Here is a 21,631-nt window from a genome sequence, read left to right as displayed (position 1 = left end):
GCACCATTCTTTGTCTGCGACACAGTCCTCTGCCGAATTAGCGTGAAAGCGCGAGGCTAGCCCCGGCGATCCGGGTGCAAGGACTGGAGAAGTCCTACAAGGACCTGCACGTGCTCAAAGGCGTGAACTTCGATGTGGCAGGCGGGAGCATCTTCGCCCTGCTCGGATCCAACGGTGCCGGCAAGACGACGGTCGCGAAGATCCTGTCGACCCTGCTCACCGCCGATGCCGGGACGGCGGCCGTCGACGGCTTCGATGTCGCGAAGCAACCGGAGCGGGTGCGCCAATCCATCAGCCTCACCGGATAATTCGCGGCAGCCGACGAAATCCTCAGTGGCCGTGAGAATCTCGTGTTGATCGCGCACCTGCGGCACGTGCCGAACTCGGGTGCGGTCGCCGACGACCTCCTGGCACGGTTTTCCCTGACCGACGCAGGTGCGCGGAAGGTGGCGACGTATTCCGGTGGCATGCGCCGCCGACTCGACATCGCGATGAGCCTCATCGGTGATCCTCCTGTCATCTTCCTCGACGAGCCGACGACGGGGCTCGACCCGCAGGCCCGCGTCGAGGTGTGGCAGACCATCAGGGCACTCGCCGACAGCGGCACCACGGTGCTGCTCACCACGCAGTACCTCGAAGAGGCCGAACAACTCGCCGACCGGATCGCGATCCTGCACGAGGGTCGGATCATCGTCGACGGCACCCTCGCCGAACTCGAGCAACTCCTCCCACCCGCCGAAGTCGAATACGTCGAAAAGCGTCCCACCCTGGAAGACGTCTTCTTCGCGATCGTCGGCAACCCACGTGCAGCCGCGCAGTCGGCACCAACAGGACAGGAACGACGATGACTGGAACAGCGATGACCGCACATACCCTCGGCGACACGCGCTACCTGCTCGGCCGCTCGCTGCGTCACATCACACGCAGCATCGACACCATCATCACGACGGCGATCACTCCGATCGCGATGCTGTTGCTGTTCGTCTACGTCTTCGGTGGCGCGATCGACACCGGAACGGATTCCTATGTGACCTATCTGCTGCCCGGCATCCTGCTCATCACGATCGCGTCGGGCATCTCCTACACCGCCTACCGGTTGTTCCTGGACATGAAGAACGGCATCGTCGAGCGGTTCCAGTCGATGCCGATCGCCCGCTCGGCGATCCTGTGGGCGCACGTGCTGACGTCGTTGGTCGCCAACCTGATCTCGATCGTGGTCGTCGTGCTCGTCGCCCTTGCCATGGGGTTCCGCTCCTCGGCGGGAGTGCCTGCCTGGCTTGCCGTCGCGGGCATTCTGCTGCTCTTCACCCTGGCGCTGACCTGGCTTGCCGTCATTCCCGGTCTCACCGCGTCGACCCCGGACGGGGCGGGTGCGTTCTCCTACCCGCTGGTGTTCCTACCGTTCATCAGCTCGGCATTCGTGCCGACCGACTCGATGCCCGGCCCGGTGCGGGCCTTCGCCGAGCACCAACCGGTGACGTCCATCGTCAACGCGATCCGCGACCTGCTCGCCCAGCAACCGGTTGGTACGAGCATCTGGATCGCACTCGCCTGGTGCGTCGGCATCCTGATCGTCGCGTACTTCTTCGCCATGCGGATCTACCGCCGCAAGATCGCCTAGCGCGCCGACACACAGCCGGGTCGTCCTCGAGGGCGGCCCGACTTCGCGTTCTACGACGAGGGTGCGATCAGCATCCGCTTGAGGATCTTGCCCGTCGCGGTTCGAGGCAGCGAGCTGAGAAAAGTGACGTCGCGCGGCACGGAGAACCGACTCAACCGGTGATGAATGTAGGAGCGGACCATGTCCTGGTCGAGGCGCGCACCGTCACGAGGTACGACGAATGCAACAAGGCGCTGACCGTACTCGGCATCGGGCACGCCGACCACCGCCACCTCGCTGACCTGCGGCAGGTAGGACAGCGCCTCCTCGACGGGTCGAGGGAAAACGTTCTCACCACCGGAGATGATCATCTCGTCGTCGCGACCGGAGACGAACAGACGACCATCCGCGTCGACGTAGCCGAGGTCGCCGGTGTCCATCAGGGTTCCTTCGACGGTCGGTGGTGCGGAGTTCGTGTACCCGTCGAACAGCATGTCGTTGCCGACGAAAATCTTGCCGACGGCGCCGCGTGGCAAGTGGTTGCCATGCTCGTCGACGATGTCGATCCGCGTACCGAGCGGTGGCCGCCCGGCGGTCGTCGGCGCAACCCGAAGGTCGGTGGGGTCGGCGATCGTTCCCCACGACACCTCGGTCGAGCCGTAGAAGTTGTAGAGAATGTCGCCGAAGGTGTCCATAAAAGCTGTCACCATCGAACCCGACATCGACGATCCACTGCTTGCGACGATACGCAGACTCGACGTGTCGTAACGCGAGCGCACGTCGGCGGGCAGATCCAGGATTCGCTGCAACATCACCGGGACCGCGATCAGCGACGTGCAGCGATTCACCGAAATGGCGCGCAGGCAACTTTCGGCGTCGAACTTGTCCTGTAGCACCACCGTCGATCGGATCGGTGTGCTGATCTGCAGCGCCGCGAAACCCCAGCTGTGGAAAAGCGGCGCCGCGATCATCATGGTTTCGTTCATCTGCAACGGCATCCGGCTCAACATCGCTGCAACGGTGCCGAAGCCTTTCGGCGCGGGTCGCCGGGCGCTCTTGGGGCTGCCGTTCGTGCCCGACGTCAACACGATGAGTCGACCCGGTTCGCTTGGGCGAGTGAAGGTTCGGGGTTCCATCGCGACAAGCTCGTCGAAGGTGAGGCGGCCGGATGGACTCGACCGAGGCGACGTACTTATCCTCGGCAGTTGCGGCCGAAGGTAGGTGATGACGGGTTCGAATTCCTCGTCGACGAACATCACCGCCGGGTTGTGACGATCGATCAGTTCTTCGATCTGCCGTGCGCCCAAACCGGTGTTGAACAGGACGAGATCGACGCCGAGTTTTCCGCACGCCACCATTGCCTCGACCATCGCCGAGTGGTTGCGCGCGAGTATCGCGACAGTCGATCCCGGGGTGACGCCGATCGTCGGCAAGGTGCCCGCCAGGCGGGAAGTCCGTTCGTGCAGTTCGGCAAAGGTGCGTGAGCCGCGCTCGTCGATGATCGCGACGTGCTTCGGATCGCGCGCGGCAGCCGCAGCGAACCCACCCGCAAGGTTGAAGCCCCACTTGGCCAGCGAGTTGAGCTGGCGGATGCCCTTGTCCGGGCGAGCTGCCCGCACGACTCCGGTTTTGACCATCGTCTTGGCGATGCTCAGTTGCAACGAGCGATAGTCTCCCGAGTTGGAAACCAGTGACGTCGAGCTGCCTGCGAGGTAGTCCCCGACGCGGGCGATCCCGTCCCTCGTCCAGTTGGTCAGATCGGAATTGTCGTAGGTGATGACCTTCGGATGGATCGCGCCTGGTTTGAAGAAAGTCGCGATGATTCGAGTGCGATTCGCGTCGGCCTCGAAAAGCCGGACGGATACGAAACTTCCGGTGTCGAGACTTTCGATCGTGAATTCCTCGCCGCGGCGTCCGACGACGATGTGCAGGCGGTGGTTGCGAGCCTTCGCATCCGGCGGGCCGATCGTCAGCGAAAAGACAGCCGGCCGACCCGATTCGGATTCGAGCAGCTGTTCACTTGCGCCGATGCCACGAAAAAAACGCGAATACCATTCCGGCGCGACGAGGAAATCCCACACCGCGTGGCGTGGGTGCTCGATAAGTAGATCGACGTCGATCACATCGGACAGCACTGCGTTTCCCGTCGGTTCCGGCCTCCACCGCCTTGGTCTGTTCCGTATTTGTACTGACACGCCGACCTGCGGTCAAGCTCGAAATCGTTACCTACGACAGGCGCTCCGCGAATTGTGCGCACCGCAATTGTGCATATTTCTAAGCCGGCCAGAAGAAAGCGATTCATAAAGGATGCACGGTCGGCGGCTAGGAATTTACGCCTTGACACTTGGCCTTATCTGTCTCATAGTCGACACATGACGACGATTTCGTCCAACCGTGCAGTGTTCCTGCCCAGGTCAGGCGAGTCCTGGCGTGATCCGTGGCCGATGTATGCCGCGCTCCGTGATGACGATCCCGTCCACCACGTCGTGCCCGACGAAGAACCCGACGACGATTACTACGTCCTGTCGCGGCACGCGGATGTCTATGCGGCAGCACGCGATACAACGACGTTCTCCTCCGCAAAGGGCCTCACGACAACCTACGGCGAGTTGGAAAAGATTGGCCTGCAGGACAATCCGCCGCTGGTGATGCTGGATCCACCGGACCACACGGCATTTCGGCGGCCGGTGTCGAAGGGATTCACCCCACGCCACGTCACCAGCGTCGAACCCGTGGTCAGGGAATTCGTCGTCGAACGCATCGAAGAACTGCGGTCGGCGGGCGAAGGCGATGTGGTCCGCGAGTTGTTCAAGCCGTTGCCGAGCATGGTCGTAGCCCACTATCTCGGTGTGCCGGAAAGCGATCGCGATCGGTTCGACGGCTGGACCGAAGCTATCGTCGCCGCCAATGCGCTCGGCGATCCGCTGCAGGCTGCGACTGCGGTGACCGAGCTGATGGGCTACTTCGCGCAGCTGATCGAACTCCGCCGTCGCGAGCTCGCCGACGACACGATCTCGCACCTGGTCGCCTCCGGGATGGGCGTCGACGGCGACATCGCGGGGATGCTGTCGATACTCGGGTTCGCGTTCACGATGGTGACCGGCGGCAACGACACGACAACCGGTTTGCTCGGTGGCGCAGTGCAGTTGCTGACCATCGACCTCGACCAACGCCGCCGCCTGATCGACGATCCGGCAACCATCCCCGACGCCATCGAAGAATTGTTACGGCTCACGGCACCTGTTCAGGGGCTGGCCCGGACCACGACCCGAGACGTCGACATCGACGGCTGCGTCATCCCGGCGGGCCGAAAGACATTGCTGCTCTACGGTTCTGCCAACCGTGATCCGCGTGAGTACGGACCCGACGCAGAGCGTCTCGACGTCACGCGCAGACCGGCCAAGATCATGAGTTTCAGCCATGGCGCACACCATTGCCTCGGCGCTGCGGCGGCCAGGTTGCAGGCACGCGTCGCGCTCGAAGAACTGCTCGCGCGCTGCCCCGACTTCACGGTCGACATCGATCGCGTCGTCTACGCCGACGGCAACTACGTGCGCAGGCCGGTCAGCGTGCCGTTCAAGGTGAGTGGCGTATGAGCAACTGGCTCGGCACCGAACGCAACGACGTCGCGTCCGACCGCATCCTCGACGCGGCAGCCAAACTGTTCGTCGAGCGTGGCGTCGCATCGTCGTCGATGGCCGACATCGCGCGCGCATCCGGATGCTCGCGGGCGACGCTCTATAGGTATTTCGACAGTCGCCGCACTCTGCAGATTGCCTTCATGCAGCGCGAGACCCGGCGCATCGCCGGGCGGATCGCGCGCGAATTCACCCTCGGCGGCGACCCGGGGGAGCAGATGGTGTCAGCAATTCTGGCCGCAGTGGCGGAGGTTCGGGCCGACCCGACCCTGATCGCGTGGTTCAGCACCGGTGATTCCGGCGTCGCGAACGAACTGGCCTACTCGTCGGAAATGCTGGAGGTACTTGCCGGCGCGATACTCGGCGAGGTCGGCTTGGCAGGGGACAGGGCGGCCAAGCTGGGTCGTTGGCTGCTTCGCGTCGTGCTGTCGCTGTTGACGGTTCCCGGCGAGAGCGCCGACGACGAACGAGAGTTGCTCACCCTCTTCGTCGCGCCGCTCGTGCGCGACATCGCCTGACCGAACTCCGCTCGAAAAGATTTCTCGAAAACAGTCTTGACCTTGACGTAGCGTCAACTTGCAAGCTTGTTTCATCGACGAAATCGAAACGGAGGAGGAATGGGCGAGAAGATCGCGACGCTGCAACCGACGGAATGGTCCATCCAGGATCTGGCCAAGGCTGCAGGAACGACGAGTCGGACTCTGCGGCACTACGGGCAGGTCGGGCTGTTGGAACCGTCGCGAATCGGTAGCAACGGCTATCGGTACTACAACCAGGACTCACTTGTTCGGTTGCAACGAATCCTGTTGTTGCGCGACCTCGGCCTCGGCTTGGGAGCCATCGGCGAGGTACTACGTGGCAAACAGGACACGGCAGCCGCACTACGGACCCACTTGAGCCTGCTCGAACAGGAGCAGGACCGGATCCGCCGTCAGATTCAGTCGGTGCACACAACACTGCGAAAAACGGAAGGAGGTGAACAACTCATGGCACAGGAAGTTTTCGACGGGTTCGATCACACCCAGTACAAGGACGAAGTGATCGAGCGCTGGGGCAAGGAAGCCTACGAGAGCGGCGACAAGTGGTGGAACTCGATGAGCGACTCCGAGAAGAAGGGGTTCCAACAGCGCCAGGTCGACATCGCGAGTGCTTTCGCGACGGCACACCAGGCCGGTATCGCGGCTGACACCGACCAGGTGCAGGCGATCACGCAGCGTCTCTACGACTGGGTCGGCATCGGTTGGCAGGGCAAGGCTGTCGAGGCCGAAGCTTTCGCCGGACTCGGCCAGATGTACGTCGACGATCCGCGCTTCACGGCGACCTTCGACGTCCACGGTGAGGGCACCGCGGCATTCATCCGCGATGCGATGCGGGTCTTCGCAGATCGCATGTAGGCGGCACGCCGCTCGTGAGTCTTTTCGGAGGGCGGACCCTCCGGAAAGACTCACGAGGCGCGGCGCGCCCTCGGCGTCCGATACGCTCAGTTCCCGTGACCGCTGCTACGCCCGAAGGCCCGCCCCCCGGCAAATACGACCTGATCATCGTCGGCTCCGGATTCTTCGGACTGACCATCGCCGAGCGCGCGGCCACCCAGTTGGGCAAGCGCGTCCTCGTCTTGGACAGGCGCTACCACCTCGGCGGCAACGCATATTCCGAGGCCGAACCACAAACCGGCATCGAGGTCCACAAGTACGGCGCGCACCTTTTCCACACGTCGAACAAGCGGGTCTGGGACTACGTCACCCAGTTCACCGAATTCACCGGCTACCAGCACCGCGTCTACGCGATGCACAAGGGCCAGTCCTATCAGTTCCCCATGGGCCTCGGCCTGATCTCGCAGTTCTTCGGCCGCTACTACTCGCCTGAGGAAGCCCGCACGCTGATCGCCGAACAGGCTGCCGAATTCGACACCAAGGACGCGGCGAACCTGGAAGAGAAAGCGATCTCGCTCATCGGCCGCCCGCTCTACGAGGCGTTCATCCGGGACTACACCGCCAAGCAGTGGCAGACCGACCCGAAGGAACTGCCCGCAGGCAACATCACGCGACTGCCGGTGCGCTACAACTTCGACAACCGCTACTTCAACGACACCTACGAGGGTCTGCCCGTCGACGGCTACACCAAGTGGCTGGAAAACATGGCCGCCGACGAGAAGATCGAGGTTCGCCTCGACACCGACTTCTTCGACATCCGCGACCAGTTGATCGCCGAGAGCCCGGATGCACCGATCGTCTACACCGGACCGCTCGACCGCTACTTCGACTTCAGCGAGGGCGAGCTCGGGTGGCGCACCCTCGACTTCGAAACCGAAGTGCTGGAGACGGGTGACTTCCAGGGCACCCCGGTGATGAACTACAACGACGCCGACGCGCGCTTCACCCGTATTCACGAGTTCCGGCACTTCCATCCCGAACGGGAATACCCGAAGGACAAGACGGTCATCATGCGGGAGTACTCCCGCTTCGCCGAGAGTGGTGACGAGCCGTACTACCCGATCAACACCGCGGAGGACCGCGCGAAGGTGAACGCCTACCGCGCACTTGCCAAGCAGGAGATGGCAACTCGCAAGGTGCTGTTCGGCGGTCGCCTCGGTACCTATCAATACCTCGACATGCACATGGCGATCGCCAGCGCGCTTTCGATGTTCGAGAACACACTGCGCCCGCATTTCGAAACCGGGGAAGCGCTGCACGGAGAAGACGTATGAGCCCGAAGCACGAGTTGATCGCGACGGTCGATTCGCCGTTGTTCGAGGCTGCGGCCGATTCCAAAGGCAAGTCGCTCCTGCAGCGAATCCTGCTGCCGCGACCGGGTGAGCCGCTCGACGTACGGACCCTCTACTTGGAGGAGGCGACGACGAATGCCCGTCGCGCACATGCCACGTCGCGGACCTCGCTGACCATCGGTCTCGAATCGGAAGTGTCGTTCTGTACGTACTTCAACGCGTTCCCTGCCAGCTACTGGCGGCGCTACAGCGTCCTGAAGTCGGTGGTGCTTCGCATCGAGCTCACCGGCCACTGCCGCGTCGACGTCTACCGCTCCAAGGCCGACTCGTCTCGAATTCATGTGCAGGGCAACGAAAGTGCAGGCGGTCTCCTCGAATTCGAGATCGAGCTCGCGCCGTTCGAAGACGGTGGCTGGATCTGGTTCGACATCACTTCCGACACCGAGGTCCAGTTGCTGTCGGCAGGCTGGTTCGCGCCGATCGAAGCGCCGGGTGAGGCGAGTATCGCGGTCGGTATCCCGACCTTCAACCGCCCGACCGACTGCGTCAAAGCCCTTGTGGCACTTGGCTCCGACCCGGCGGTCCTCGACAAGATCAAGGCCGTGATCATCCCGGATCAGGGCACCCGTAAGGCACGCGACGAGCCGGGGTTCGCCGAAGCCGCTGCAGCCCTTGGTGATCGGCTTGCCGTGCACGACCAGCCGAACCTCGGCGGGTCCGGCGGCTACAGCCGCATCATGTACGAGGCGCTGAAAACAACCGACTGCCAATTCATTCTCTTTATGGACGACGACATCGAGATCGAACCCGACTCGATTCTGCGAGCGTTGGCCTTGTCCCGGTTCGCGAAGAAGCCGACCCTCGTCGGCGGCCAGATGCTCAACCTCCAGGAGCGCTCGCACCTGCACTCCATGGGTGAAGCCGTCAACCGCGGCATCTTCATGTGGACCTCTGCGCCCAACGTCGAATACGACCACGACTTCGCGAAGTACCCGCTCAGCGACCGCGAGAACTCGAAACTGCTGCACCGCCGCATCGACGTCGACTTCAACGGCTGGTGGATGTGCATGATTCCGCGCGTCGTCGCCGAGGAACTGGGTCAGCCGCTGCCACTGTTCATCAAGTGGGACGACGTCGAGTACGGACTGCGGGCCAGGGCAGCCGGCTACCCGACCGTCACGATGCCGGGTGCCGCGATCTGGCACATGGCGTGGAGTGACAAGGACGACGCGATCGACTGGCAGGCGTATTTCCACCTGCGCAACCGCCTTGTCGTTGCATCGCTGCACATGCCGGGCAACGGTCGCGGGCTTGTCGTCAACACCGTCAAGGCCACCCTCAAGCACCTGCTCTGCCTCGAATACTCGACGGTCGCGATCCAGAACCTCGCGATCGCCGACTTCATGGCCGGCCCCGACCGGTTGTTCGAGCTTTTACCGACGGCTCTCGGAACGGTCCACGACCTGCGCAAGCAGTTCCCGGATGCCGTCGTCGTGCCGTCGTCGACGGACCTGCCGCTGGCATCGGGAGCCGGCGTCGGCGCTGTCGGTGAACCGGGCAATGCCGTCGCGAAGGTCGCGCGCCTCGGCAAGGGGATCGCGCACAACCTCAAGCCAGCCGACCCCGAACATCACGATCGTCCGCAGCTCAACGTGCCGACGCTCGATGCACGCTGGTACCTGCTTTCCCAGGTCGACGGCGTCACCGTCACAACCGCGGACGGCCGTGGCGTCGTGTTCCGAAAGCGCAGTCCACGCAAGGCGCTCGAGCTGTTCAAGGAAGCGATGCGGCTACGTAAGGAACTGGCCAAACGTTTCCCCGAACTCAAAGCCGAGTACCAGGCAGCGCACCCCGAACTGACGAGCAGGAAGCGGTGGGCCGATGTCTTCGGAATCTGACATCTCCGGGTTCGACAGCCAACCGGTTCCGCGCGAAGTCGCGGTCCTGCAAGCCGTGCAATCAGGCATCGGTGGCAACCCGTCGGTCATCTCGGCTGCCCGCGGCATGTCGCATTTCGGCGAGCACGCACTCGGCTGGGTCGGGCTTGCCGCGATCGGCTGGGTCGCCGACAAACCTCGCCGCCGCCAGTGGGCAGGCGTCGCCGTCGGAGCGGTCGGTGCGCACGCTGCGTCGATCGTCATCAAAAGGGTTGTGCGCAGGCCGCGCCCGAACCATCCCAGCGTTGCCGTGAACGTCTCGACGCCGAGCAAGTTGAGCTTTCCGTCATCGCACGCCACGTCCACCACCGCGGCTGCTGTGCTGATGGGTCGCCTCACCGGGCTACCCTTGCCAGCGTTGCTGGTTCCGCCGATGTTGCTGTCGCGGGTGGTGCTCGGCGTGCACTATCCGACCGATGTGCTCGCAGGCTCCGCACTGGGCGCGGCGTCGGCTGCGGCAGTTCTCGCTGCCGACAAGAAGTTTGGAGACAGACCCCGATGAGCGAAGAGCCCACAGGCCACGATCTCGAAGAAGGCGTGACCAAGGGCCCGCCGAAGACGCTGGCAGGCGGCATCGTCAAGGCCGTCCGCCCACGGCAGTGGGTGAAGAACGTCCTGGTGCTTGCCGCACCGCTCGCAGCTGGTTCGGCGACCCAACTCGACGTGCTCGGCCCTGTCGCCATCGCGTTCGTCGCGTTCTGCATGGCAGCGTCGGGCATCTACCTCGTCAACGACGCGCTCGACGTCGAGGCCGACCGCGCACACCCGACCAAACGTTTCCGCCCGATCGCCGCAGGTGTCCTTCCGGTCAATCTGGCGTATGCGATGTCGGTCGTGCTGCTGGTCGGGTCGATCGCACTGTCTTTCGTCGCGAACTGGCATCTCGCCGTCGTGATGGCCGTCTACATCGTCGTTCAGATCGCGTACTGCCTCGGCCTGAAGCATCAACACGTCATCGACATCTGCATCGTGTCGTCGGGGTTCCTGCTGCGCGCCATCGCAGGTGGCGCTGCCGCGGATATCCCACTGTCGCAGTGGTTCCTGCTGATCATGGCGTTCGGTTCGCTGTTCATGGCAGCGGGCAAGCGCTATGCAGAAATTCAGATCGCGATCAACACGGGCGCAAAGATCAGGAAGTCGCTCGAGTCCTACACGCCGACCTACCTGCGCTTCGTGTGGACGCTGGCGGCGACGGCTGTCGTCGTGTTCTACGGTCTGTGGGCCTTCGAGCAGGACCGTCTGATGGACACCAACTGGTTCGCAATTTCGATGGTTCCGTTTACCATCGCTATTTTGCGTTACGCGGTCGACGTCGATGGGGGCGAGGCCGGCGAACCCGAGGAGATCGCATTGGGCGACCGCGTCCTGCAGCTCCTCGCGATTGCTTGGATCGGAGTGGTTGGTGTCGCTGTCTACCTCGTCTGACGACGTGTCGGAAGCAGGCACGACGCGTCGGCACAGTCGCCGCGCGGACCGTCGCACAGTCGGCGATACGGCAGCGGCCGACAACGGGTCGGTCGGCGCGAAGGCCGGTCGCAGCACACTGGCCCGCGGAGTGTTCTACGCAGGCATCGTTGTCACCGGCCTGATCTTCCTGACCGGCGCTTGGCAGCGACGTTGGATCGCCGACGACGGGCTGATCGTGCTGCGTACGGTCCGCAATCTGCTCGCAGGCAACGGACCCGTCTTCAATGCAGGCGAGCGGGTCGAGACCAACACGAGTGCCGCGTGGACCTACATCGTCTACACCTTCAGCTGGCTGTCCGATGCGAGGCTCGAGTACGTCGTCCTGACGATCTCGCTGACGCTGTCGGTGGCTGCGATCGCGCTTGCGATGCTCGGCGCTGGTCGGCTGTGGGGTCGCTCGGCAATCGGTTCGGGTTCTGTACTTCTGCTCCCCGCGGGCGCTCTCGTCTACATCGCGGTGCCGCCTGCTCGTGACTACGCGTCCTCCGGGCTGGAAAGCTGCCTCGTCATCTTCTGGCTGGCGCTGCTGTGGGTGCTGCTGCTGCGCTGGGCCACTGCAGATCGGCCGAGTCTGACGTCGATTCTCGTCGTATCGTTCGTCGCCGGGCTCGGTCCGCTGGTTCGGCCCGAGATGGTGCTCGTGTCCGTCCTCGTGCTCGCGCTTGTGTTCCTCGCGCCGCAGCGGAAGTGGACCGTTCGCGCGGCAATGGTCGCCGTCGCAGGAATCCTGCCGGTGGGTTACCAGATCTGGCGGATGGGCTACTACGCGCTGCCCTATCCGAACACTGCCGTCGCGAAGGACGCCGCAGGGGCCAAGTGGGGCCAGGGCTTCGCCTACCTCTGGAACCTCGCGGGTCCGTATGTGTTGTGGCTGCCGTTGGCGATCCTGCTCGTCGGCGCAATCGTGCTTGCCAGGCTGACTGCTGCGAAGGCTGTCAAGCCGGTCAAGGCCAAAGATCGCTCCCCTCGCGGGGTGTGGACTCGTGTGCAGGCCGAGCTGCGCTCACCGAGGTTCGTGGTCGGCCTGTTCCTGTTCAGCGGGTTGCTCCTCACCGTGTACGCGTTGCGCGTCGGTGGCGACTTCATGCACGGCCGCATGCTGCTGCCGCAACTGTTCATCTTCCTGCTCCCCGTCGCCGTCGTTCCGGTACCCGTGCCGACCGCATTTCGGGCGTCCGCGGACACGAGGTCCGGCAATATGGCGATCTTCGGGGTCGCCGTCGTCGTCTGGCTGTCGACGGTCGTCTGGGCGAGCCTGGTTGCCTTCACAGGCGGATCCGCGGCCGGCACCACGATCGGCAAGTCCGGAATTGTCGACGAGCGGGCGTTCTACGCCCTCAATACCGGCCATGAACATCCGATCCGGGCTTCGGACTACCTCGACTACCCGCGAATGCGTGCGATGATCAGGACGATCGACGACAACCCCAACGGCGGTCTGCTGATCAACACCCCGTCGTTTATGTATTGGGATCTCGTTCCGCCTCCCGAACCGATTCCGCCGGGCGGCGCCGGACACACCGTGTACTTCCTGAATCTGGGCATGACGAGCATGAACGTCGGCCTGGACGTCCGTGTGCTCGACCAGATGGGGCTTGCCTATCCGTTGGCTGCGCATACCGATCGACTCGAGGACGGCCGAATCGGGCACGACAAGAACCTGTACGCCGACTGGGTGATCGCCGACCTCGCGATGGTCGACATGCATCCATGGATGCCTGCCTACTTCGACGAGGAGTGGGTCGACGAGGCTCAGGTCGCCGTCATGTGTCCGGAGACCCAGGCGCTGATCACGTCGTACCGATCGGAGCTGACCTTCGACCGCTGGAAGCAGAATTTCAAGCGTGCGCTCGAATTCGCGGACTACCGGATCGACAGGGTGCCGAAATACGAGATCCAACGGTGCCATCTGACCCCACCGGTTGCTACGAATGGAAACTGATGGAACTGTCATCACGGGATTTATCTCCGAGGCGCAGCGGTTCGGTATCGTTCGCGGTACTTTGAGTCTCGGTTCGATAACGCATGATGTCTTTTCGACGATGTACCTAAAAGATGTTGCCAGACGCAACATCAGTCACTCTGGCACCGGGGGCCACACGGGCTGATGTGAATCTCCCGGCGCGAAGAACTTCGCGGCCTCAGTTGGTCGCGTGAATTGAAAGGGCGAAGTAGATGCGAGTATTCGCACACCGCACCAGGGAGCCCGGCGCCCGCCGGACTTCTCGATCATGGTTGAGGCGGTCCGCCGCGGCACTGTCGCTGGCCCTCCTGTCACCGCTCGCCGTGGCCGTGGTCGGTACGACCGCCCCAACTGCGCAAGCTGCGTTCAATCCGTCGGGCATCGACTTCTGGGTCGACTCCTCGATGGGACCGATCAAGTCGCGCGTCTTCCGCGCGAACGACGGCAACACCAACCGCGTCGTGTACGCCCTCGACGGCCTGCGTGCGCGTGACGATCTGAACGGCTGGGAGATCGACACCAACGTCGTCGTCGAGCTGCAGAAGTGGAATATCAACGTCGTCATGCCCGTCGGCGGTCAGTGCAGCTTCTACTCCGACTGGATCGCACCGAGCAACTTCTTCGGCATCGGCACCGGATCGTCCTCCGGCTCCGCAACCGGATCCTCGGGCGCCGTCGGTCAGCGCAACACCTACACGTGGGAAACCTTCCTCACCCAGAACCTGCGCTTCGCTCTGCGCGACCGGCTCGGCTTCAACCCGAACCGCAACGGCATCTTCGGCCTCTCTATGGGCGGCAGTGCGGCCCTGACGATGGCTGCCTACCACCCGGACCAGTTCTCGTACGCGGGATCGTTCTCCGGCTACCTCAACGTGTCCGCCCCCGGCATGAAGGAAGCGATGCGCCTCGCGTTCCTTACCCAGAACGGGTTCAACATCGACGCGATGTGGGGTCCGCCGTGGGATCCGCGTTGGTTGCGTAACGACCCCTTCGTGTTCGCACCGCGCCTGAAGGCTCAGAACACGCGTCTCTACATTGCGGCAGGCAGCGGCATTCCCGGCGTCTACGATCAGCCGCGGTCGTTCGTCGATCTGTACAACACCGCCAACGGCATGGGCTTGGAAGCTATCTCCCTGGCCAACACCAAGGCGTTCCAGCTCCGTATGGCATCCCTCGGCTACGGAAACGTCGTCTACGACTTCCCGCCGGTTGGTACACACAGCTGGCCGTGGTGGGCGGACAACGTCTACCGCATGATTCCGGACCTCAGCAACTTCATCGGCTGATGCCGACCCGGTAAGCGATTTCGAAACCGGCCCTGCCACTCGGCAGGGCCGGTTTTGTTTTGTCCGGCCGTGTCAGGCCATGGTTATCAAGTCGTGACCGAAAGTGGTTGTCGCAACACGGGAAGGACAAGCTAGGGTCACCAACCAATAACGGACAAATGCGTCTGGACCGCCGGGGGCTCGGTTGCCTCGGCGGGCAATGTCGAATATTGTCACCGAGAGAGTGTGACCGGAACGTTATTGCACTACCCGCCTGCGTAATGGCGGTCGTGTCCGTTGGAAGTTGGTAGAGCCGCCCTGGCGGACACCGCAGTAGCAGAAAGAGAGCTCTATTCATGCGTCTTGGCAACGCGACGTCGTCCGGAAGTCGGGGCGTTTCCCGCAGTTGGAAACAGCGGGTCCTCGGCCTGACTGCCGCAGCGCTCGTGCTGCCGGTGACGGCTGGTATCGCCGGTGGCGTCGCCACCGCGTCGCCGATCCATGGCGCACCGGTTCTCAGCGCGCCCTCGGGCGGCTTCGAAGAGCTGATCGTCCCGTCGGGCATGGGTCCGATCAAGGTGCAGGTCCAGTGGGCGGCTCGCGGTGGCAACGCGGCGCTCTACCTGCTCGACGGACTCCGCGCTCGCAACGATCGCAACGCCTGGTCGTTCGAGACGAACGCACTGCAGCAGTTCGCGGGCGACAACGTCACCCTCGTCATGCCCGTCGGTGGACAGTCGAGCTTCTACAGCGACTGGTACGCGCCAAGCAACTTCAACGGTCAGAAGACGACCTACAAGTGGGAGACGTTCCTCACCAAGGAACTCCCCGCATTCCTTGCCAACTACGGCGTTTCGCCGACCAACAACGCGATCGCCGGCCTTTCGATGGGTGGCAGTGCAGCGCTGACCCTCGCCGCGTACCACCGCGATCAGTTCAAGGCGGCTGCCGCGTACTCCGGCTACCTGAACATCTCGGCACCGGGTATGCGTGAAGCGATTCGAATCGCGATGCTCGACGCAGGTCGTTTCAACGTCGACTCCATGTGGGGTCCGCCGTGGAGCCCGAACTGGCTGCGCAACGACCCGTTCGTTTTCGCACCGAAGCTCAAGGGCCTCCCGCTCTACATCTCCGCTGCAAGCGGTCTCCCGGGTCCCTACGACCGTCCGACATCCGCGCTCGGCGTCTACAACACGGCCAACGGCATGGCGCTCGAAGCGCTCGCACTCGTGAACACCCGCGCCTTCCAGATCCGTCTCGCGACGCTCGGTGTCCCGGCCCGCTTCGAATTCCCTGCTGCCGGCACGCACTCATGGAAGTACTGGGAAGCGGAGCTGTTCAAGTCCCGCGACATGTTCCTGGACGTTCTCAACGCACGCTGACCGAAACGGTCGAACCGAACGCCGAACCGCCCCGCGCAATCTCGACGATTGCGCGGGGCGGTTGTTTGTGTCGGGGGTGTCAGCTCACGACGAAGGCAAGCAACAGTGGCGAGATTGCTGGATCACGCCACCAGGAAAGCCCGAACCAGACACCGGGTGAGACTTCCCGAATCTCGTCGAGGAGTGGCGGCGTCGGTGAGGGTGCGTAGTTCAGTATCCAGGCCGGTTCGTTATCCACCTTCGAGGTTCCGAGGTAGACGTCTGCGACCCAGCCTTCGATGCCGGCACCGGTGATGCGGTTCTGCAGGTGCCCGCCGTTGCTTCCGGTGTAGAACGTCTTGCCGATCCACAGTGGCGGCGCCATTGCGGCCATGATTGCAGGCCGAGTGACCCAACCACTCGTCACACCGCTGGGTGTGGAACCGGCGGCAGCGGACACGTAGATCTCGTCCTGCTGCTCGACGCTGCATTTGAACCGCAGCGCGTCGATGGTGGCAGCCCGGTCGTGGGGGTACACCGCACAGCCGTTGCCGTAGTCGGTGGGTTCCGCGCTCGCATTGCCGACCGCTGTGAACGGGGCAAGCGCCACAACGGTTCCGAGCGCAAACGCAAGACTTCGAAATCGGTATCTTGGCTGTTCGGTCATGTCCTTCGTATCGTTACCGAGACGAACTTTGTCACTACCTATTACGTTCGATGTGGTCCGAGCCATAGTTTCATGCACCAATTGCAACATCCGTCACATTGGAAACTACCCGTCCCCTGCGCGTCGTCCCCGGAATGGCCTCTTTCGACGTGTAGAACAGAGCTTGCATGCGGGTGCCGAAGGGTGCCCATTGGACGGAAAGTGAGGCCACGCCGATGCGACGCGCACCCGGTTTACGCTCTCGAGCCTTTGGGATGTGTGCGGCGGTGCTGGTCCTGCCACTCGCCGCCGGACTCACCTCCGCGACGGCGTCGGCGACGCCACTCGCTCCCGCATACGAAGCCCCGCCGCTTGCGAAAGCACCTGGCGCTGCGGCGATCACCAACGTCACGTGGTTCACGGATCGTCGCGTTTCGCTCTGGGTCGAATCACCGTCGATGGCAGCTCCGGTCCAAGTGCAGCTGCTGCTGGCCCGTGATTGGAACGCCCGCCCCGAGTCGAAGTTCCCCGCGCTGTTCATGCTCGACGGCCTCCGCGCGCAGGACGGCGAGAACGGCTGGACGCTCGACGCGAAGGCGGAGACCTTCTTCGCCGACAAGAACGTCAACGTCGTACTTCCCATCGGTGGCCAGTCCAGCTTCTACTCCGACTGGCTCGAACCCGACAACGGCAAGAACTACCAGTGGGAGACGTTCCTGACGAAGGAACTCCCGCCCCTGCTCGAAAGCCAGTGGCGCACAACCAATGTCCGCGGTGTGCAGGGCTTGTCGATGGGTGGCACATCCGCGATGTTCCTCGCAGCGCGCAACCCCGACTTCGTGAAATACGCGGCGTCCTACTCCGGCTTCCTTACGACCACGTCGCTCGGCATGCCGCAGGCCATTCAATACGCGATGAACGACGCGGGTGGCTTCAACTCCGGAGCGATGTGGGGTCCGCCGAACAGCGCGGACTGGACCGGCCACGATCCCTACATGCTCGCCGACAAACTCAAAGGCATCAGCCTCTACGTCTCCAGCGGCAGCGGCATGACCGGACCGTTCGACCAGCCGTCCGGAATCCCAGGGGTCAGTACCAACTTCGCGGGTATGGGCCTGGAAATTCTGGCACGCCTCACGTCGCAGAACTTCGCGACGAAGCTCAATCAGCTCGGAATTCCGGCACAGGTCAACTACCGCCCGTCGGGCACGCACTCCTGGCCGTACTGGGATTTCGAGATGCGACAGTCGTGGCCGCAGGCGGCGAGCGCACTCGGCGTCGAGGCCGACAAGCCGGCCTGCAACCCGGCGGGCGCGATCGCGGGCTTGGCATCGGCCAACAACTGGCTCGGTGACTGCCTCACCGGCGAATACAACGTCGCGGGTGGCGTCGCACAGGACTTCCGCTTCGGCCGGATCTTCTACTCGTCGACCGGTGGGACCCAGGTTGTCGCAGGCCGAATCGGTGGCGACTACGAGGCCAACGGTGGCGCAGGCGGACCGCTCGGGTTGCCGATCAGCGAAGAGCGCGGCGCACCGGACGGCCGTGGCCGCTACCAACTCTTCGAGCGCGGCAGCATCTACTTCACGCCGCAGACCGGCGCGCACGCGATCCGCGGATCGATCCTCGACGAGTGGTCGAAGCAGGGTTACGAAGGCGGACCGCTCGGCTACCCGGTGGCAGAAGAAGTGAAGACGCCCAACAAGGACGGAGTCGTCCAGGGCTTCGAAATCGGTGCCATGTATTACAGCCCCAATAACGGCACACACCGGGTGCAGGGCATGATCATGGGCAAATACGGCGCCCTCGGTTACGAGGACAGCTGGCTCGGCTTCCCGAAGGGCAGCGAGCAGTCGGTCAAGGACTTCGGCAAATTCAACGAGTTCGAGGGCGGCAACATCTACTGGAGTCCGTTGTCGGGTGCATGGGCCATCAAGAACGGACCCATCTTCGACGCCTGGAAGAGCGTCGGCTACGAGAACGGCAAGCTCGGGTTCCCGACCGGCGATCAGTTCGACATACCGGGCGGAACGCAACAGAACTTCCAACTCGGCTACATCACGGTCAAGGACGACAAGGCGGAGATTCACTAGCAGGGCGCTTCGCGCCTCGTGAGTCTTTTCGGAGGGTGGAGCCTCCTGAAAGACTCACGAGTCTCGAATCACTGCCAGAGTTTCGTCAATTTCGCTCTGTAGCCTGTACGAAAGCCTGTACGAAACTGACCAGCCACGACTGCTTAGGAAACGAAAGAATGCCGCGCTTCTCCCTTGTCCGTTCCATGTCCGCTGTTGCGGTTGCCGCCGCTGCGTGTGGGTTGTTGGCCGGTTGCGGCGGAGACGATTCGACGGCTACGGGCAATCCGACGCCGACCACGCAGGCCGTACCGACGAGTGCGGAAACGTCGGCACCCGAAGCGTCGGGAGCCCAGCCGTCGTCGGCACCGGTGACGAGCCCGGGTGCAGCCGCAACGGCACCACCCGAGGAACCGCAGCCGGTACCGAGCGGATTCCCCGGACCGACGGAGGCTCCGAAGCCGGTCGCGCGTGACGAGGCGATGCTGGCCGAGCTGAAGAAGGGTGGCATCACGACGTCGCAGGAGAGCGCGACCGTCATGGCCAACTACGTCTGCCAGTCGCAGCAGGAGAACGGCGACCCGGCAACCGTCAAGGCGACCGTCGTCGCCTACGTCGGCGGCGACCCCGCAACCGAGACGACGCTGACGCCCGAGGACGCCGCCCAGGTGTTCATCGATGCCGCGAAGACGTCGTACTGCAAGTAGTCCGTGATGGCGTCGCGAACAACTCGTAAACGGTCGAGAGGCAAGCTCTTCGGTCTGATAGGCGTGCTTGCCGTCGGGTTGCTGATCCTGCTCGTCATCCTGTTGGTCTGGTATCTGCTCGCGGGTCGGTTGCCGAGTCCTACGCCGGGGCCAACCGAACCACCGCGACCGGACACGCAATCAGCGGACTGCCCCGATGTGCGGGTACTTGTCATTCCAGGCACCTGGGAATCGAACGCCGCAGACGACCCGTTCAACCCGGCCGCGAACCCGATCTCGTTGATGCTCAACGTAAGTCGGCCCCTGCAGCAGCAGTTTCCGGTGTCTCGCACCGATGTCTTCACGGTGCCCTACGTCGCGCAGTTCTCGAACCCGATCGCGTTGCCACCGGACGGTCAGCAGTCCTACAACAACAGTCGAACGCAGGGCGCTCAGAAGGCGACCGAAGCCCTCGTCGACATGCATGCCAGATGTCCGCTGTCGAGCTTCGTGTTAGCCGGATTTTCGCAGGGTGCCGTGATCGCAGGCGATCTTGCGGCGCAGATCGGTGCAGGCAACGGACCCGTACCCGCTGACCTGGTTCTCGGTGTGACCCTTATCGCAGACGGCCGTCGCGATCCTGCGCAGTCGATTCCGATCGGACCCAATCCGGCGGGTGTCGGTGCCGAAGTGTCCTTGCGCGGCATCGAAGTTCCCGGTATCTCGATGACAGGAGCCCGACCCGGCGGCTTCGGACAGCTGTCCGACCGCACGTTCTCCATTTGTGCACCGGGAGATCTGATCTGCGACGCACCCCGAGCTGCGTTGAATCCCTTCAACATTCTGCCGAGTCTCGCAGCTCTGGCAGGTGCGGCAGGCAATCCCGTCCACACGCTCTACAACGGCTTCGTCGTCGATCCAGCGGGCACGACAGCGACGCAGTGGACGACCCAGTGGGCGATCGATTTGGTGAACAACGCCCCGAAGCCGGCGCATTCGTGATCGGCTCGGATCAGCGTGTTCGAAGTCACGGACCGCCGATTCGGCGTAACAGTATGTGTGACGGAGCGGAAATAGGTTCGAGAGCGCGCACCCGCTAGAGTGGCGCACTGGCTGGCTGCCACCGTGGCCGTGCCTACTGACCAGCACCAATAGTCGAGGAGAGCGTGAATCGATGACCTCCGCCGTCGAGCCGGGTAGCCCGCCGTTGCGAAAGTTCCGTTTCGCTGCGGGTGGCGAAGGCAACGCCGAAGAGGGCGGTGCACGCAAGTTCATCAAACTCGCGCAGCAGGCCGAAGAATACGGTTACGACAGCTTCATGATTCCCGATCACCTCGGCAATCAGGTCGGACCGATCGCGGCTCTCGGCGCTCTCGCTGTTGCCACGGACAAGATCCGGCTCGGCACAGCTGTGCTGGCAAACGGCTTCAGGCATCCGGCAGTACTCGCCAAGGATGCTGCGACGATCGACGTTCTTTCGCGTGGCCGCCTCGAACTCGGTATCGGCGCGGGCTGGATGAAGGAAGAGTTCGACAAGGGTGGCATTACGTACGACAAGCCGTCGGTGCGCATAGAGAAGCTCGACGAAACACTCACCATTCTCGATGTGCTGCTGCGTGGCCAGGAGTGCAACTTCGAGGGCAAGCACTATCAGATCAAGGGTTTGAAGGGCAGTCCTCGTCCGCGTCAGGGTCCTCGTCCGCCGATCGCGGTCGGCGGCGGCGGACCCAAGATGCTCGCTCTGGCTGCCAAGCATGCCGACATCGTCTCCGTTGTCCCCGTTACGACGAAGGAAGGCAAACTCCTGCTTTCCGGAATCACGATGGAGAAGACGATCGAGCGCGTCGACCTGATTCGTCAGGCCGCAGGCGACCGTTTCGCTGACATCGAGCTCAACTGGGCGATCACCACGATCGTCATCACAGACGACCGCGAGCAGATCGCCGAGATGGCACTGCAGGCGTTGGACAAGGGCTTCCCGCCCAACATGGAAGTCGACGTGAAGCTCGGTGTCGAAGACATTCTGACGTCGCCCTACATCGCTATCGGGACGTTCGAAGAGATCGCGGATCAAATCCGAAACACCCGTGCCAAAACGACGATGTCCTACGTGGGTGTGTTCCCGACCCAGATGGATGCCTTCGCACCAGTCATTCCGTTGCTACGCGGTGAGTAGCGCCGGGGTTTGCAGTGTTCCGCGCGTTTCACCGACGCGGACGTCTGTAACATATTTCTGGTTTCCAAACATGTAGCCGATACGGTGAACGCCGC

Annotated in this window: 17 protein-coding genes and 1 pseudogene; 16 read left to right on the top strand and 2 right to left on the bottom strand. The window is 63.3% G+C overall.

Annotated features, from left to right (window positions below):
• The first annotated feature begins 68 nt into the window (after window positions 1–68).
• Window positions 69–848 (top strand): annotated as a pseudogene (locus ACHIRB_RS17560) (ABC transporter ATP-binding protein).
• A gap of 11 nt (window positions 849–859) precedes the next feature.
• The gene (locus ACHIRB_RS17555) at window positions 860–1,621 is read left to right on the top strand and encodes an ABC transporter permease (protein WP_395124204.1); all 762 of its coding nucleotides are present in this window, start codon (window positions 860–862) and stop codon (window positions 1,619–1,621) included.
• A gap of 50 nt (window positions 1,622–1,671) precedes the next feature.
• On the opposite strand, the gene ACHIRB_RS17550 is transcribed toward ACHIRB_RS17555, so the two are convergent.
• The gene (locus ACHIRB_RS17550; protein WP_395124196.1) at window positions 1,672–3,735 is read right to left on the bottom strand and encodes an AMP-binding protein; all 2,064 of its coding nucleotides are present in this window, start codon (window positions 3,733–3,735) and stop codon (window positions 1,672–1,674) included.
• A gap of 237 nt (window positions 3,736–3,972) precedes the next feature.
• Between ACHIRB_RS17550 and ACHIRB_RS17545 the strand changes: the two genes are divergently transcribed.
• The 10 genes from ACHIRB_RS17545 (at window position 3,973) to ACHIRB_RS17500 (ending at window position 15,977) form a co-directional block, all read left to right on the top strand.
• Complete coding sequence (locus ACHIRB_RS17545; protein WP_395124195.1) at window positions 3,973–5,196, top strand: cytochrome P450; 1,224 nt, start codon at window positions 3,973–3,975, stop codon at window positions 5,194–5,196.
• Window positions 5,193–5,756, top strand: a complete 564-nt coding sequence (locus ACHIRB_RS17540; protein WP_395124194.1) for a TetR/AcrR family transcriptional regulator — start codon at window positions 5,193–5,195, stop codon at window positions 5,754–5,756. The genes ACHIRB_RS17545 and ACHIRB_RS17540 overlap by 4 nt, the downstream gene beginning before the upstream one ends.
• 99 nt (window positions 5,757–5,855) lie before the next feature.
• Window positions 5,856–6,632 (top strand): MerR family transcriptional regulator, encoded by a 777-nt coding sequence (locus ACHIRB_RS17535; protein WP_395124193.1) that lies wholly within the window; start codon window positions 5,856–5,858, stop codon window positions 6,630–6,632.
• Window positions 6,633–6,727: 95 nt separating this feature from the next.
• Window positions 6,728–7,945: a UDP-galactopyranose mutase gene (gene glf, locus ACHIRB_RS17530; RefSeq protein WP_395114052.1), complete on the top strand. Its 1,218-nt coding sequence runs from the start codon at window positions 6,728–6,730 to the stop codon at window positions 7,943–7,945.
• Window positions 7,942–9,861: a glycosyltransferase gene (locus ACHIRB_RS17525; RefSeq protein WP_395114050.1), complete on the top strand. Its 1,920-nt coding sequence runs from the start codon at window positions 7,942–7,944 to the stop codon at window positions 9,859–9,861. The genes glf and ACHIRB_RS17525 overlap by 4 nt, the downstream gene beginning before the upstream one ends.
• A complete protein-coding gene (locus tag ACHIRB_RS17520; protein ID WP_395114049.1) occupies window positions 9,845–10,402 on the top strand; it encodes a phosphatase PAP2 family protein in 558 nt (185 codons plus the stop codon). Before ACHIRB_RS17525 ends, ACHIRB_RS17520 begins: the two co-directional genes overlap by 17 nt.
• Complete coding sequence (locus ACHIRB_RS17515) at window positions 10,399–11,325, top strand: decaprenyl-phosphate phosphoribosyltransferase (protein ID WP_395124192.1); 927 nt, start codon at window positions 10,399–10,401, stop codon at window positions 11,323–11,325. Before ACHIRB_RS17520 ends, ACHIRB_RS17515 begins: the two co-directional genes overlap by 4 nt.
• 118 nt (window positions 11,326–11,443) lie before the next feature.
• Complete coding sequence (locus ACHIRB_RS17510; protein ID WP_395124203.1) at window positions 11,444–13,309, top strand: arabinofuranosyltransferase AftB family protein; 1,866 nt, start codon at window positions 11,444–11,446, stop codon at window positions 13,307–13,309.
• Window positions 13,310–13,542: 233 nt separating this feature from the next.
• Window positions 13,543–14,616 carry an alpha/beta hydrolase gene (locus ACHIRB_RS17505; protein WP_395124191.1) on the top strand — a complete coding sequence of 358 codons (1,074 nt, stop codon included), beginning with the start codon at window positions 13,543–13,545 and terminating at the stop codon, window positions 14,614–14,616.
• 335 nt (window positions 14,617–14,951) lie between these two features.
• Complete coding sequence (locus tag ACHIRB_RS17500) at window positions 14,952–15,977, top strand: alpha/beta hydrolase (protein WP_395114046.1); 1,026 nt, start codon at window positions 14,952–14,954, stop codon at window positions 15,975–15,977.
• A 79-nt stretch (window positions 15,978–16,056) separates the two neighbouring features.
• Here the strand turns inward: ACHIRB_RS17500 and ACHIRB_RS17495 are convergent, their stop codons facing one another.
• A complete protein-coding gene (locus ACHIRB_RS17495) occupies window positions 16,057–16,623 on the bottom strand; it encodes a hypothetical protein (protein WP_395124190.1) in 567 nt (188 codons plus the stop codon).
• A 215-nt stretch (window positions 16,624–16,838) separates the two neighbouring features.
• Here ACHIRB_RS17495 and ACHIRB_RS17490 point away from each other — a divergent pair, with 215 nt between their 5' ends.
• From ACHIRB_RS17490 to ACHIRB_RS17475, 4 genes are all read left to right on the top strand, one after another.
• Entirely contained in the window at window positions 16,839–18,695 is a 1,857-nt protein-coding gene (locus ACHIRB_RS17490) for an alpha/beta hydrolase-fold protein (RefSeq protein WP_395114044.1), read from the top strand.
• Between the two features lie 158 nt (window positions 18,696–18,853).
• Window positions 18,854–19,381 carry a DUF732 domain-containing protein gene (locus tag ACHIRB_RS17485; protein WP_199704706.1) on the top strand — a complete coding sequence of 176 codons (528 nt, stop codon included), beginning with the start codon at window positions 18,854–18,856 and terminating at the stop codon, window positions 19,379–19,381.
• A gap of 6 nt (window positions 19,382–19,387) precedes the next feature.
• The gene (locus ACHIRB_RS17480; RefSeq protein ID WP_395124189.1) at window positions 19,388–20,362 is read left to right on the top strand and encodes a cutinase family protein; all 975 of its coding nucleotides are present in this window, start codon (window positions 19,388–19,390) and stop codon (window positions 20,360–20,362) included.
• Window positions 20,363–20,534: 172 nt separating this feature from the next.
• Window positions 20,535–21,536, top strand: coding sequence for an LLM class F420-dependent oxidoreductase (locus tag ACHIRB_RS17475; protein ID WP_395114042.1), 1,002 nt, complete (start codon window positions 20,535–20,537; stop codon window positions 21,534–21,536).
• The last annotated feature ends 95 nt before the right edge of the window (window positions 21,537–21,631 follow it).

The organism is Antrihabitans spumae, from assembly GCF_043944905.1.
Classification (GTDB): domain Bacteria; phylum Actinomycetota; class Actinomycetes; order Mycobacteriales; family Mycobacteriaceae; genus Antrihabitans; species Antrihabitans spumae.
The sequence above is the reverse complement of the archived record's forward strand: the minus strand, read 5'-3'. Positions and strand labels throughout refer to the sequence as shown.

Excerpts from the sequence above, each read along its gene's own strand:
- ACHIRB_RS17520 (WP_395114049.1), top strand. The coding sequence starts at position 9,845 with ATGTCTTCGGAATCTGACATCTCCGGGTTCGACAGCCAACCGGTTCCG.
- ACHIRB_RS17495 (WP_395124190.1), bottom strand. The coding sequence starts at position 16,623 with ATGACCGAACAGCCAAGATACCGATTTCGAAGTCTTGCGTTTGCGCTC.
- ACHIRB_RS17475 (WP_395114042.1), top strand. The coding sequence starts at position 20,535 with ATGACCTCCGCCGTCGAGCCGGGTAGCCCGCCGTTGCGAAAGTTCCGT.
- ACHIRB_RS17480 (WP_395124189.1), top strand. The coding sequence starts at position 19,388 with ATGGCGTCGCGAACAACTCGTAAACGGTCGAGAGGCAAGCTCTTCGGT.
- ACHIRB_RS17555 (WP_395124204.1), top strand. The coding sequence starts at position 860 with ATGACCGCACATACCCTCGGCGACACGCGCTACCTGCTCGGCCGCTCG.
- ACHIRB_RS17535 (WP_395124193.1), top strand. The coding sequence starts at position 5,856 with ATGGGCGAGAAGATCGCGACGCTGCAACCGACGGAATGGTCCATCCAG.
- ACHIRB_RS17540 (WP_395124194.1), top strand. The coding sequence starts at position 5,193 with ATGAGCAACTGGCTCGGCACCGAACGCAACGACGTCGCGTCCGACCGC.
- ACHIRB_RS17490 (WP_395114044.1), top strand. The coding sequence starts at position 16,839 with ATGCGACGCGCACCCGGTTTACGCTCTCGAGCCTTTGGGATGTGTGCG.
- ACHIRB_RS17515 (WP_395124192.1), top strand. The coding sequence starts at position 10,399 with ATGAGCGAAGAGCCCACAGGCCACGATCTCGAAGAAGGCGTGACCAAG.
- ACHIRB_RS17500 (WP_395114046.1), top strand. The coding sequence starts at position 14,952 with ATGCGTCTTGGCAACGCGACGTCGTCCGGAAGTCGGGGCGTTTCCCGC.
- ACHIRB_RS17545 (WP_395124195.1), top strand. The coding sequence starts at position 3,973 with ATGACGACGATTTCGTCCAACCGTGCAGTGTTCCTGCCCAGGTCAGGC.
- ACHIRB_RS17485 (WP_199704706.1), top strand. The coding sequence starts at position 18,854 with ATGCCGCGCTTCTCCCTTGTCCGTTCCATGTCCGCTGTTGCGGTTGCC.
- ACHIRB_RS17525 (WP_395114050.1), top strand. The coding sequence starts at position 7,942 with ATGAGCCCGAAGCACGAGTTGATCGCGACGGTCGATTCGCCGTTGTTC.
- ACHIRB_RS17505 (WP_395124191.1), top strand. The coding sequence starts at position 13,543 with ATGCGAGTATTCGCACACCGCACCAGGGAGCCCGGCGCCCGCCGGACT.